Origin of the sequence: Bacillus sp. RO2, assembly GCF_012911845.1 — a bacterium.
Taxonomy (GTDB): domain Bacteria; phylum Bacillota; class Bacilli; order Bacillales; family Bacillaceae_I; genus Sutcliffiella_A.
Genome location: NZ_JAAXCU010000057.1, coordinates 257,152 through 270,934 on the forward strand (window position 1 = coordinate 257,152; position 13,783 = coordinate 270,934).

Below are 13,783 nucleotides of genomic sequence, written 5' to 3' on the forward strand. Positions count from 1 at the left end.
TTATGAAAAAAGTTTTAAGTTTTGCTGTTGTATCATTGTTAGTACTAGTGCTTGCTGCATGTGGCGGCGGAGACAAAGGAATCAAAGAAGGTAAGCTGGTAATAGGTGCATCAAATGTTCCTCACGCAGAAATCCTTGAAGAAGCAAAACCATTATTAGAAGAAAAGGGCATTGAATTAGACATTCAAACATATACAGATTACATCATTCCAAACCAAGCTTTACGTGATAAAGACATTGATGCGAACTTTTTCCAACATGAGCCTTATCTAAAGAGTCAAATCGAAGAAAATGATTACGAATTTGTAAGTGCAGGTGGCGTTCACATTGAACCAATCGGTGTTTACTCTAAAGAATATGCCAGCCTGGAAGAACTACCTGAGGGTGCAGAAATCTTAATGAGTAACTCTGTTGCCGATCATGGCCGTATCCTTGCAATGCTTGAAGAAAAAGGACTAATTACGTTAAAAGAAGGGGTGGAAGTTACATCTGCATCTGTTGATGATATTGATGAAAATCCAAAAAATCTAGAGTTCAATACACAATTCGAAGCGGCCTTCCTTCCGCAAGCATATCTTAATGGTGATGGAGATGCAGTGTTAATCAACGGTAACTATGCACTTGGCGCTGATATCGACCCTGAAGAAGAAGCAATTGCTCTAGAATCTGGTGAAAACAACCCTTACGTAAACCTTATCGTTGTTCGTGAGGAAGATAAAGATAATGAACAAATTAAAGCATTGGTTGAAGTACTTCAATCTGATGAAATTAAAGCATTCATTGAAAAAGAATACAAAGGATCCGTGCTACCTGCAAAGGCATCTGACGAAGAATAAGGGTTGAATGAATGACTCCGTGCAATATTTAAAGCGCGGGGTTATTTTTTTTGTAATACTTGAATACTAACCTCCCCCCTAAACAAATACTAACTTTGTGAAAAATAAGGATGGGAGTTGTCTTCAATGGAACAACATTATGAGCCAAAAAACTATGCAGAAGCAGCACTTCATGATTATAAAGCTGGACTTGGTGTATTCACTGAAAAAATGCCGGAGCTTGCACACCACTATAACGAGTTTACAGAAGCTTGTTTTAAAGAAGGCGTACTTGATAAAAAGCAGAAGCAATTGATTGCTCTTGGTGTCAGTGTGTATTCCCAAGATGAATATTGTATTGTGTATCATACTAAAGGTTGCTTGGATCAAGGTGCTACAGAGCAGGAGATTTTGGAAGTGTGTGGCGTGACAGCAGCATTTGGAGGCGGCGCCGCAATGAGCCAATCTGTGACATTGGTGCAGTCTTGCATTAGTGATTTTAATGAATTGAAGCATTGATTTTTCTGGAGTCTGACCTTTTTGGGTTGGGCTTTTTTCGTTTACAGAGTCCTATTTGCCTGAAGGCTATTTTAAAACTTATGAAATGTCTCAAAGACTGTTTCTATATGCCCGAAGATCTTTAGAATACCGGTGAAGTGTCTAATAGAAGCACTCTATACGCCCGAATGCCCACGAAATAAGGTTAAACTGTCTAATAGAAGCACTCTATACGCCCGAATGCCCACTAAATACGATTGAACTGTCTAATAGAAGGGCTGTATACGCCCGAAGACCCTCGATATTAGGGTGAAGTGTCTAATAGAAGCGGTTTTACTCAACTTAACGCCCTCACATATCAGGACAACCAGAACGCCTTAGCAATTCAAAGAAATTCTAAGCCTCCTACCAATCACCTTCCCTATTTCCCCCAGAACCTCTATTATCACCAATTATAGTCACAAACCTCGTTTGGATAAATTAACCACCCCTGCTATGATTAATAAAGTGTTTATAACAAATACTTTGAGGGTATCAGAAAAACTGGTACTAAAAATAAACACTTATAAATAGGAAGGGAATGGTTTATTATCCATCAGGTACATGTGAAGTACACAGGTGAAATGGAGAAGGCAATGTATCAAGCTTACGGTTTTGGTTATGAGGAGTATTCAAATAAGCTCTCGAAACTCATAGAAGTTGAGCAAAAGCGAGAAAAGGATTACCAAAAAAGCTTGGAGATTGTCGAAGAAGTAGACCGTAATTTCCGCCCATAAGACCTGCGCAGCAGCAAACTGTCAGGTTGACCATATAATATAGTAGAAAAAGGGTACGTGTTATTCTCAAACGAAAAGAGAATAATGCAGACCCTTTTTTGTTTCTTAATATCCAGGTTAATTGCCTCCCATCGCACCGAGGAGGCTCAAGCACACGTGCCGCGGAAAGCGAATGGCTGAAACCGGGAGTTAAATTAAATAAATTTCTCATGAAAATTCGACTTTGCCCCCTTATATTCGTTATAATTTGAGGGTATCTTACACAAGGCGGAAAAGGTTGCTATCACTTTCTATTTGTTATAAGATTGTAATGAGAATAAAATGAGAATTAAAACAAGAATGTGTTTTCATATAGGAACACAAGAACATTGGAGGTTACAGTTATGGGTTCAACGTTAACGATTAAAGATTTACATGTATCCATTAATGATAAAGAGATTTTAAAGGGTGTAAATCTTGAAGTAAAAGGCGGAGAGATTCACGCAATTATGGGTCCTAACGGAACAGGAAAGTCAACGCTTTCTTCTGCAATCATGGGTCACCCAAAATATGAAGTAACAAGCGGAAGCATTACATTTGATGGCAAAGATGTTCTTGAAATGGAAGTGGATGAGCGTGCGCAAGTTGGCTTATTCCTTGCAATGCAATACCCAAGTGAGATCAGTGGTGTAACAAATGCGGACTTCTTGCGTTCTGCTATCAACGCTCGCCGTGAAGAGGGCGATGAGATTTCCCTAATGAAATTTATCCGTAAAATGGATAAGAACATGGACTTCTTGGAAATGGATCAAGCAATGGCACAACGTTACTTAAATGAAGGTTTCTCCGGTGGGGAAAAGAAGCGTAACGAAATCCTTCAATTGATGATGATCGAGCCTAAGATCGCGATCCTTGATGAGATTGATTCTGGTCTTGATATCGATGCATTGAAAGTTGTTTCTAAAGGAATCAACGAAATGCGCGGAGACGACTTTGGTTGCCTTATCATCACTCACTACCAGCGTTTATTGAACTACATCACTCCTGACCACGTTCACGTAATGATGCAAGGCCGTATCGTGAAGTCCGGTGGTAAGGAATTAGCGCAACGTTTAGAGGCAGAAGGTTACGATTGGATTAAGCAAGAATTAGGTATCGAAGACGAAACAGTCGGTCAAGAAGCGTAAGCAAGGAGGATTATCATGACGTTAGAGACGAAATTACCGTTTGATCAAGACTACCTCACTAACTACTCCAAAGAGTCAGGGGAGCCTCAGTGGCTGTTAGATCTTCGCTTACAAGCTTTATCCTTGGCAGAAGAACTGCCATTACCTAAGCCGGATAAGACGAAGATTACGAACTGGAATTTTACAAACTTCCAGAAGCACACTGTAGAAACTTCCATTACTTCTGTGGACCAATTGCCTGAAGAGGTAAAGGCGTTAGTAGATGGAGAAAATATATATGTTCAAGTGGATAACACACCAGTGGTATCTACTCTTAAAGAAGAATTAAAAGCACAAGGCGTTATCTTCACAGATATCTTCACTGCTGCAAAAGAGCACAGTGACCTTGTGAAAAAGTACTTTATGCAAGACGGTGTAAAAGTTGATGAGCATAAGCTGTCAGCATTACACGCTGCACTATTGAACGGCGGAGCATTCCTTTATGTACCGAAAAACGTTGTTATTGAAGAACCGATTCAAGCGATCTATCTTCATGACCAAGCAGAAGCTGTGTTCAACCACGTATTAATCGTGGCGGAAGACAATAGTGAGGTTACTTATGTCGAAAACTACCTGTCCAATAATGATGGCGAAGGTTCCATCTTCAACATCGTGACAGAAGTTATCTCTAACGGAAACTCTAAAGTGCAATACGGTGCTGTAGACAACCTTGGAAAAGGCGTAACAACTTACGTTAACCGCCGCGGGGTAGTTGGACGTGACGCGACGCTTGAGTGGGCACTAGGTCTGATGAATGATGGCGACACGATCTCTGAGAACGTAACAAACCTAATGGGTGACGGCTCTGTTGGAGATACAAAAACAGTAGTAGTCGGACGTGGAGAGCAAAAGCAAAACTTTACAACGAAGGTTGTTCATTTTGGCAAAAACTCCGACGGACAAATCCTTAAGCACGGGGTTATGAAAGACAGCGCAAGCTCTGTATTCAATGGTATCGGAAAAATTGAGCACGGTGCGTCCAAGTCAAATGCTGAGCAGGAATCTCGCGTGTTAATGCTTAGTGAAAAAGCTCGTGGAGACGCTAACCCGATTCTTCTTATCGATGAAGATGATGTAACGGCAGGTCACGCAGCATCAGCGGGTCGAATTGATCCACTTCAGCTTTACTACCTAATGAGCCGCGGAATTTCCAAAAAAGAAGCAGAGCGCTTAGTTATCCACGGATTCTTGGCACCTGTAGTAAATCAATTACCTATCGAAAAGGTTAAGAACCAGTTGATTGATGTAATTGAAAGGAAAGTGAAGTAATGAATATCCAGGAGATACGTCAGCAGTTTCCCATCTTGCATCAAGAGGTCAATGGAAATCCGCTTGTGTATCTGGATAGTGCTGCTACATCTCAAAAACCGCTAGCGGTCATTGAGGCGTTGGAGAAGTACTATAAAGGGTATAACTCTAATGTTCATCGTGGAGTTCATACTTTGGGTACGAGAGCGACAGACGGTTACGAAGGCGCACGTGATAAGGTGAAGAACTTTATCAATGCGGCCCACAGAGAAGAAATAGTCTTCACTCGTGGTACAACGACCGCTCTGAATCTTGTAGCTGGCAGCTATGCACGGGCCAACCTAACGGAAGGCGACGAAATAGTTATCACCTACATGGAGCATCATAGTAATATCATTCCATGGCAACAGGCGGCAAAAGCCACTGGAGCTACTTTAAAATATATCCCGCTGACAGAGGACGGAAGCCTGTCCTTATCAGATGTGGAAGCTACCATCACGGAAAATACGAAAATTGTTTCCATCATGCAAGTTTCTAACGTATTAGGTACCATCAACCCAATCAAGGAGATCGCTGAGATTGCTCACCGCAATGGTGCAATCATGGTGGTCGACGGTGCCCAGAGTACTCCACACATGAAAGTGGACGTACAAGATTTAGACTGCGACTTCTTCGCACTGTCTGGTCATAAAATGGGTGCTCCAACAGGAATTGGTGCCCTATACGGTAAAAAACATCTGCTTGAGAACATGGAACCAATTGAGTTCGGTGGGGAAATGATTGACTTTGTCGGACTGCAGGAATCCACTTGGAAGGAGCTGCCTTGGAAGTTTGAAGGAGGTACCCCGATCATTGCGGGTGCGATCGGACTTGGCGCAGCAATTGACTTCCTGGAGCAGGTGGGAATGGACAATATCCTTGCCCATGAACATAAGCTTGCAGATTATGCGATGAACCGCATGTCCGAAATCGAAGGAATCACGATTTACGGTCCACAGAAAAGAGCGGGACTTGTTACATTCAATATAGACGACGTACATCCACATGATGTAGCTACAGTGCTTGATGCGGAAGGAATTGCTGTTCGTGCAGGACATCACTGTGCACAGCCATTAATGAAGTATCTAAACGTCTCTTCCACTGCACGTGCTAGTTTTTACCTGTATAACACAGAGGAAGAAATTGATAAGCTAGTAGCATCATTAGTGAAAACAAAGGAGTACTTTAGTAATGTCTTTTAATAATTTAGATACTCTATATCGTCAAGTGATTATGGATCATTATAAAAATCCGCGCAACAAAGGGACAATCGAGTCTGACAGCATAACTGTCGACATGAATAACCCTACTTGCGGTGACCGCATCCATTTGACTCTTCAAGTGGAAGATGGAAAAGTGGCGGACGCTAAGTTTGATGGCGAAGGATGTTCCATTTCCATGGCATCTGCATCCATGATGACCCAAGCGGTAAAAGGATTAGAAGTGGAAAAGGCGCTGGAGCTATCCCAGATCTTTTACGATATTATGTTAGGCAAAGAGTACGATGACGAAGCGATGGACTTAGGGGATCTTGAAGCACTTCAAGGAGTGGCGAAGTTCCCGGCGCGTATTAAATGTGCCACTCTTGCATGGAAAGCCATGGAAAAGGGAGTCAAATCGGAATAAGCAAGGCAAGATAGGGAGTAGTAGTGTGGCATTATGTGTTGCACTGTTGCTCACCTCTTGAATGGAGGGAATAAAAATGGCGAAAAAAATGCCTGAAATCGGCGATTACAAGTATGGTTTTAAGGACAAAGACGTTTCCATTTTCCGTTCTGGCCGTGGTCTTACGAAAGAGATCGTTGAAGAAATCTCTCGTATGAAGGAAGAGCCTCAATGGATGCTGGATTTCCGTCTTAAATCATTAGAACATTTCTATAACATGCCAATGCCTCAATGGGGCGGCGATTTGAACAGCTTGAATTTTGATGAAATTACGTATTACGTAAAGCCATCTGAGAAGTCTGAGCGTTCTTGGGATGAAGTACCTGAAGAAATCAAGCAAACGTTTGATAAATTAGGTATTCCTGAAGCAGAACAAAAATATCTTGCAGGTGTATCTGCTCAGTACGAATCTGAGGTAGTATACCACAACATGCAAGAAGACTTAGAAGAGCTGGGTGTAGTGTTTAAAGACACTGACACAGCGTTAAAAGAAAACGAAGACATCTTCCGTGAGCACTGGGCGAAAGTAATTCCGCCAACAGACAATAAGTTCTCTGCATTGAACTCTGCAGTATGGTCTGGTGGATCTTTCATCTACGTTCCTAAAGGTGTTAAAGTGGAAACTCCACTTCAAGCATACTTCCGAATCAACTCTGAGAATATGGGTCAATTCGAACGTACGCTTATCATCGTAGACGAAGGCGCACACGTACACTATGTAGAAGGCTGTACAGCACCTGTTTACACAACAAACTCGCTTCACAGTGCGGTAGTAGAAATCATCATCAAGAAGGATGCTTACTGCCGTTACACAACAATTCAAAACTGGGCGAACAACGTTTATAACCTAGTTACGAAGCGTGCAGTGTGTGAAGAAAATGCGACAATGGAATGGATTGATGGTAACATCGGTTCCAAGTTAACGATGAAATACCCAGCGGTAATCCTTAAAGGAGAAGGCGCTCGTGGTATGACTCTTTCCATCGCATTAGCTGGTAAAGGTCAGCACCAAGATGCAGGGGCGAAAATGATCCACCTTGCACCAAACACGTCGTCCACCATCGTTTCTAAATCCATCTCCAAGCAAGGTGGTAAAGTAACATATCGTGGTATCGTACACTTTGGTAAAAAAGCTTCCGGTGCACGCTCTAACATCGAGTGTGACACGCTAATCATGGATAACCAGTCTACTTCTGATACAATTCCTTACAATGAAGTGTTCAACGACAACGTTTCTCTTGAGCACGAAGCAAAGGTATCCAAAGTATCTGAAGAGCAACTGTTCTACCTGATGAGCCGTGGCCTTTCTGAAGAAGAAGCAACAGAAATGATCGTAATGGGCTTCATCGAGCCATTCACAAAAGAATTACCAATGGAATACGCAGTAGAAATGAACCGTCTGATCAAGTTTGAGATGGAAGGTTCTATTGGGTAACATTTAGTCATAAAAAAACCTTGGCATGTTAGCATGCCAAGGTTTTTATTTTGTGATGCTATTTAATTATTTAAGCTACTTGAAACTTTCCCCTTCACCCGCTTCAACGTCGCCACAATGAGAAAGCTGACAATCACCAGCAATAGCCAGGAACTCACCTTGCCTAGATGTACAAGGCTCCACGTATCTGTTTGATTTGGGTATTCCCAAGCACCGAAGAAGGTTGCAATATTTTCCGCGACCCATATGAAAAAACCAATAAGTACAAAGGATAGTGCTATAGGCATACGGTAACTCTTCTCACCAACTTCATAGCGTACCCAAGACTTCCAAAACAGAATAATGACTAATGCTGATAGCCACCAACGGATGTCGATCCAATAATGATGGGTGAAGAAATTAAGATAGATGGCTCCTGCGATTGATACCACAGCCCAAAAAGGAGGCCAGTCAACAAGCTCAACATTCAATCTTCTCCATGCCTGACAAAGATAACTTGCCACACTTGCGTACATAAAGCCGCTATATAATGGCACTCCAAAAACTTTGGAATAGCCTTCCTCTGGATAGGACCAAGATCCCATGTGCACCTTGAAGATTTCAAGTGCGAGCCCAATAAGGTGAAACAAAGTGATGACTTTTACTTCATCGCGGGTTTCAAGTCCAGACCGTAACATCCACCATTGCATGATAAGACAGATGATAAGAAGCCAATCATATCGTGGCAGAATGGGAAGAGGTATCACTTGAGTTAATGCCAAGGAAGCAAATATGACGACAGGAAACACACAAGAGAGTGCCTGTTGCCAGCCGAAACGGACGAGCTGCATAACCCCGCTAACTATAAACGATTCCTTCTTCTTTACTTCTGAGTCAAGTTCCAGTGTTTCGCGTATCATCAGCAACACCTCACATTTAATCTTTTAATTGAATCTAGCATAAAATTTATTGAAAAACAATAAAAAAATATTGAAAAAAAGCATTCCTTCTAAAAAAAGGAATGCTTCCATCTAACTCTAACTCACTGAACGAATTCCGTATCATCAGGATCTGAAATCTTATCTTCTTTCTGCTTTTCCAAATACTCATTAACCTTCAAACTGGAATAAATAAATCCACCTGCAATCAATATCCCAAACACCCAGCCGTTCACCTTCATGAAGAACAAAATCCTGTCATACCCTTGAACACCGTATACACCAATCAGATAGTATTTCAATCCCGCGGCAACCAACCCCCGCAAGGCAAATATTCCGGTAAGGATATAAAAAGCGGGCAGGATTGATTTTTGACGATAAAGCCGTAAGCTGTCTTCACGCTTATGGCCTTGAAGATAAGCGATATCTACACCAAGATAAAGAGCTAATGGTTTTTTTACAAGCATGGTTGCAAAGATGAATAATCCAAAACCAGCAGACACATAAACCGAATTCTGGAGCATGGTAAAGGCATCCCCTGAAAGGATATCAACAAGTGTGCTTACAAACAATGAAACCATTATAAACATCCCTGTCACATTGAACTGTCTCTCCACTGCAAAACGGACAATGGTGTACACAAACCCCGGCGCAGTGGAAAGTAATATCGCATAATAGTCTCCTAATGGTTCTTGTCCAAATTTCCAAATCAAATAAGGTAAAGCTAAGTAGAAAAGTAAGTCGAAAATAACGATTTTATTTTTCATAGAACCTCCGTAAAAGATAAAGGATACAATTATCATACCAATTACTCCCATATTCTGCACTATAAACAGGAGAATTTCCCTCAGAATATGATAAAATGAAAAAAATGAGGTGAAACGGATGATTTATGTTGGTGTGACAGGCTGGGGAGATCATGATTCATTATATGTTGCAGGCACCGCGCCGAGAGACAAACTGCAAGAATATGGAGCTCATTTTCCTGTTGTTGAAGTGGATGCTTCTTTTTACGCCGTGCAGCCAAAGCAGAACGTGGAAAAGTGGGTGGCCGATACACCTGATACTTTTAAGTTCATTGTAAAAGCTTACCAAGGAATGACAGGTCATCAGCGTGGTGAGATTCCTTTTGACACGAAAGAACTAATGTTTAAGGCTTTTAAGCAATCTATAGAACCCTATGAAAAAGCCGGAAAGATGGCTATGGTTCTTTTTCAATTTCCACCATGGTTTGAATGCAAGAAGGAGAATGTCGATTATTTGAGATGGTGTAAAGAGCAGATGGGAGACACAAAGGTAGCGCTTGAGTTCCGCAATCAGACATGGTTTCAGCCTGCCTATCATGACAGAACGCTGAAGTTTATGGAAGAGGAGGGATGGATTCATAGTATCTGTGATGAACCGCAAGCGGGAAAAGGGTCTATTCCTACCGTCCTGCATCCCACCGATCCTGACAGTACCCTTATTCGTCTCCATGGGAGGAATGTTCATGGTTGGACAAAACCTGCATCAGGGAAGGACTGGAGAGAGGTCCGTTATTTGTATGATTATAATTTTAATGAATTAATGGAATGGAAGGAAAATCTCGAGAGGTTAGCTCCTTCATCTCGGAACATTTATTTGTTATTCAACAATAACTCTGGGGGCCATGCCGCTGGAAATGCAAAACAGATGATTGACCTTTTGGGTGTCGAGTATACAGGACTGGCCCCAAGGCAACTAGATTTATTTTAGAGGAGAGAAACGGTGTGCAGCAAATTAGAATTTTACATACAAACGATATCCATAGTCATTTTGATGCGTATCCAAAGCTTGCGACTTTTTTAAAAGAACAGGCGTCTACACAGCCATCGGCTCTTGTCGACATTGGTGATAATATGGACCGTTTTCACCCAATTACCGAGGCTACAAGTGGAAAGGCTAACACAAAACTATTAAACAGGCTTCACTATGATTATGCCACGTTTGGTAATAATGAAGGAATAACATTGGACTATCAAGGGTTATCAAAGCTATATGAGGATGCGGAATTTCCCGTTTTGGCTGCCAATCTATTCGAAGAAAATGGAGATTATCCGGATTGGGTAAAACCTTATGATGTGAAATACATGGGGAATGTTAAGGTTGCCTTTATCGGAGTGACTGTATTCTATCAGCATTTTTATTCGCTGCTTGGCTGGAAAATAGATGATCCTTATATTATTTTGGAAAAATACCTTCCTGTATTAAAAGAAGAGGCAGATATTATTGTGGTGCTTTCCCATCTTGGTATTTCTGATGATGAGGAGATGGCAAGGAGGTTCCCGGAAATTGATGTCATCCTTGGTGGACATACTCATCATGTTTTGCCTGAAGGCAGACGAATTGGAAATACGTTAATATGTGGAGCAGGTAAATATGGGCAATACATAGGTCAGGTCAATCTTGTCTACGATAAAGAGTCAAAATCACTTATTCAATCCACTGCAAAGCTATTTAAGTTGGAACACTATGAGCCGGATCAGCAATTAACAGAATGGATAAAAGACATGGAACAAGTAGCGGAGGAGCATTTGAATAAGCAAGTAGGAAGTATTGAAGAATCACTTCAGGTGGAATGGTTCGCGCCTTCTATATTTCCAGATTTCCTTGCAGACAAGTTAAGAGAATGGTGTCAGGCAGATATCGGAATGGTCAATGCTGGTGTATTGCTTGATGGACTAGATAAAGGAGAAGTAACCCTTGGTATGCTTCACCGAATATGTCCTCATCCTATTAATCCTTGCAGGGTGACCTTGACAGGCGAGGAGTTAAGGGAAGTTGTCCAGCAGGCTCTTCATCCTGATATGGAAAACTTGAGGGTGAAAGGTCTAGGGTTCCGTGGTGAGGTGATGGGGCGTATGGCGTTTAGTGGCGTTAGATTTGACACAGAGGCCATAAAAGACGGAACCGTTCAAGTGACTGATATATATGTGGGGGCTAAGCGGCTGAATGCAACAGACCGTGTAACAATCGGTACCGTTGATATGTTCACTTTTGGGAGGATGTATCCAAGCATCATCCGTGCAAAAGAAAAGAAATTTTTCCTTCCAGAGCTGCTTCGTGATGTGTTAGCACATTCATTTTCTAATAATTGACCTATTTTTCACACCCTTTCCATATACACACCATAAATTGATATGGGAAGGGAGCGTGACAATTATCTATGATTGAAATGACACCAATTACAATCGAAGGCCATACGTTTACAGCAATTACGGTGCGATTGCCAAAGACCAATTTTTTGGCGGTGACTAGTGATAAAGGTTATATCATGTGCGGTGCGCTTGATGTCGGCTTATTGAATGCCAAGCTAAAGGACCGTAAAATCATTGCAGGGCGGGCAGTTGGAGTGCGTACTATCGAGCAATTAATAGAGGCCCCTTTGGAATCCATTACGTATGAGGCGGAGAATGTTGGTATTACTGTGGGGATGTCTGGGAAAGATGCTTTGTTAAAAATGTTATAAAGGGTGGAGATGCTAGTTTCAGCCTTCTGCCTCCAATATATATACCATCGTCTTATACGGTGGTATTTTATTGTTGTAATAAACTTTTCAAAACTTTTTTTTATTTTATCAAGCTTTATCCCGGAATTTTTACTATAATAGGAAATATATAGATTTTGTCGAAATGTGAAGATAGGAGAAGTTATGAGACTATTACCTACAAAATCAATGAAACCGGGAATGGTGTTGGCCAGGTCGATCTACAATGATTCTGGAAGAGTACTGTTGAGTGAAGGGATCTCTGTCACTTCACGGATGATCACACGTTTGCAGCAATTGAATATTACGTATGTATATATAGAAGATGCCCGGACGAGCGGGATGGAAGTACCGACTATTATTTCGGACAAAACGCGTAAGGAAGCAATAAAGACGATTACAGATACCTTTAAATCTGTGGAACATGAAAAAGAGTTAAGTAAGTGGTTTGTCATGGACAAGTCTTCAAAAAGCATTAAATCACTTATTCAAAATCTTCTTTCAGACATGAAATCAAATGAAGAAGTATCTGCGCTTTTGACGGATGTATATGTACACGACAATTACGTGTTTACCCATTCGTTAAATGTAACACTTTACTCCCTATCCATTGGATTAAAGTTAGGGCTGTCCCAAAAAGATTTAGAAACACTTGGGCTTGGTGGTATTCTTCATGATATAGGAAAAATGTTGATACCCAATGAAATTCTCTTTAAGCCAGGTAAGCTTACAAGTGATGAATTTGCTGAAATGAAGCGGCATGCGACCTATGGATACGATATCCTTCGCAACATGCAGACCATACCTTTAATGGTTGCCCACTGTGCTTTCCAGCATCATGAGCGCCTAAACGGCAGTGGCTATCCTCGCGGCATTAAATCGGACGATATCCATCTGTTTGGTAAAATTCTTGCTGTAGCGGATGTTTTTGATGCAGTGACCTCCCACCGCATTTACCGGAGCGCGATGCTTCCACATGAAGGACTTGAAATTTTATATGCAGGATCGGGCACATTGTATGAACCTGAGATTATTGAAGCCTTCCGAAAATCGGTGGCCATCTATCCATATGGCTTAATGGTTACCTTGAATGATGGGAGAAAAGGACTTGTCGTTGGCCAAAATAAGGATCTTACTGAGCGACCTGTCATAAGGGTGGTAGAAGAAGAGGGAGAAGATCTGGAGACCCCTTATGATATAAATCTAAAAGATCATCTTAACTTAGCGATTGTGGACTGCGATTCCCTCGAAAAAATAGCAGCCGTTAGCTAATAGGAAAGACTAGAGAAAAAAGAAATATATTTCCTTTGTCCTATATGAGGATATATGGTATAGTGAACTCATAAAATAATATACTTCCCTTATCATACGATGAGGTAGAGGCTGCATAGCATAAGAGTAAAACTACTGGAGGTTGACACCTAAGATGGTAGAAAGAAAGGATGCTGTGCCGAAGCAATATGAGCGGTCAAACTCATGTTGCTGGGGTTATCTTGAATAAGGATAACACTGCCATTATGACCGGTACGGACGGTTTTTATAATGGAGGGCTACTGATCGGATGGAGGATAACACATTACATGGTAATGATAGTTATTTTCTATCATTACTTTTTATTTTGTTTTCTTTCAGCGCCTTCCATTGTTGTAACCCGTTTGAATCCTGTCAAACATATTACAG

Annotated in this window: 14 protein-coding genes and 1 riboswitch; of the genes, 12 read left to right on the forward strand and 2 right to left on the reverse strand. The window is 41.4% G+C overall.

Annotated features, from left to right (window positions below; all coding sequences use genetic code 11):
- Nucleotides 1-2 precede the first annotated feature (2 nt).
- From HF078_RS20070 to sufB, 8 genes are all read left to right on the forward strand, one after another.
- The gene (locus tag HF078_RS20070; RefSeq protein WP_169292736.1) at nt 3-836 is read left to right on the forward strand and encodes a MetQ/NlpA family ABC transporter substrate-binding protein; all 834 of its coding nucleotides are present in this window, start codon (nt 3-5) and stop codon (nt 834-836) included.
- A gap of 126 nt (nt 837-962) precedes the next feature.
- Nucleotides 963-1,334: a carboxymuconolactone decarboxylase family protein gene (locus HF078_RS20075; protein WP_060665463.1), complete on the forward strand. Its 372-nt coding sequence runs from the start codon at nt 963-965 to the stop codon at nt 1,332-1,334.
- A gap of 614 nt (nt 1,335-1,948) precedes the next feature.
- Entirely contained in the window at nt 1,949-2,089 is a 141-nt protein-coding gene (locus HF078_RS20080; RefSeq protein ID WP_169292737.1) for a YuzK family famiily protein, read from the forward strand.
- Between the two features lie 383 nt (nt 2,090-2,472).
- A complete protein-coding gene (gene sufC, locus HF078_RS20085) occupies nt 2,473-3,255 on the forward strand; it encodes a Fe-S cluster assembly ATPase SufC (RefSeq protein ID WP_060665465.1) in 783 nt (260 codons plus the stop codon).
- Nucleotides 3,256-3,270: 15 nt separating this feature from the next.
- A complete protein-coding gene (sufD, locus tag HF078_RS20090) occupies nt 3,271-4,563 on the forward strand; it encodes a Fe-S cluster assembly protein SufD (RefSeq protein ID WP_169292738.1) in 1,293 nt (430 codons plus the stop codon).
- Nucleotides 4,563-5,783 carry a cysteine desulfurase gene (locus HF078_RS20095; protein WP_169292739.1) on the forward strand — a complete coding sequence of 407 codons (1,221 nt, stop codon included), beginning with the start codon at nt 4,563-4,565 and terminating at the stop codon, nt 5,781-5,783. The genes sufD and HF078_RS20095 overlap by 1 nt, the downstream gene beginning before the upstream one ends.
- On the forward strand, nt 5,773-6,207 hold the full coding sequence (gene sufU / locus HF078_RS20100) for a Fe-S cluster assembly sulfur transfer protein SufU (RefSeq protein WP_010196645.1): 435 nt from the start codon (nt 5,773-5,775) through the stop codon (nt 6,205-6,207). The genes HF078_RS20095 and sufU overlap by 11 nt, the downstream gene beginning before the upstream one ends.
- Before the next feature lie 76 nt (nt 6,208-6,283).
- Entirely contained in the window at nt 6,284-7,681 is a 1,398-nt protein-coding gene (sufB, locus tag HF078_RS20105; RefSeq protein WP_169292740.1) for a Fe-S cluster assembly protein SufB, read from the forward strand.
- A 62-nt stretch (nt 7,682-7,743) separates the two neighbouring features.
- Here sufB and HF078_RS20110 read toward each other — a convergent pair whose 3' ends face one another.
- Together HF078_RS20110 and HF078_RS20115 are read right to left on the reverse strand one after the other, a co-directional pair.
- On the reverse strand, nt 7,744-8,511 hold the full coding sequence (locus HF078_RS20110) for a DUF817 domain-containing protein (protein WP_481748036.1): 768 nt from the start codon (nt 8,509-8,511) through the stop codon (nt 7,744-7,746).
- 191 nt (nt 8,512-8,702) lie between these two features.
- Nucleotides 8,703-9,401, reverse strand: a complete 699-nt coding sequence (locus tag HF078_RS20115) for a VC0807 family protein (RefSeq protein WP_240951802.1) — start codon at nt 9,399-9,401, stop codon at nt 8,703-8,705.
- 82 nt (nt 9,402-9,483) lie between these two features.
- Here HF078_RS20115 and HF078_RS20120 point away from each other — a divergent pair, with 82 nt between their 5' ends.
- The 4 genes from HF078_RS20120 (at nt 9,484) to HF078_RS20135 (ending at nt 13,375) form a co-directional block, all read left to right on the forward strand.
- Entirely contained in the window at nt 9,484-10,332 is an 849-nt protein-coding gene (locus tag HF078_RS20120; protein ID WP_169292742.1) for a DUF72 domain-containing protein, read from the forward strand.
- A gap of 14 nt (nt 10,333-10,346) precedes the next feature.
- On the forward strand, nt 10,347-11,714 hold the full coding sequence (locus HF078_RS20125) for a metallophosphoesterase (RefSeq protein ID WP_169292743.1): 1,368 nt from the start codon (nt 10,347-10,349) through the stop codon (nt 11,712-11,714).
- Nucleotides 11,715-11,782: 68 nt separating this feature from the next.
- A complete protein-coding gene (locus tag HF078_RS20130) occupies nt 11,783-12,085 on the forward strand; it encodes a YunC family protein (RefSeq protein WP_060665472.1) in 303 nt (100 codons plus the stop codon).
- Between the two features lie 183 nt (nt 12,086-12,268).
- Complete coding sequence (locus HF078_RS20135) at nt 12,269-13,375, forward strand: HD-GYP domain-containing protein (RefSeq protein ID WP_169292744.1); 1,107 nt, start codon at nt 12,269-12,271, stop codon at nt 13,373-13,375.
- Between the two features lie 97 nt (nt 13,376-13,472).
- A riboswitch (Lysine riboswitch) is annotated at nt 13,473-13,664 on the forward strand.
- The last annotated feature ends 119 nt before the right edge of the window (nt 13,665-13,783 follow it).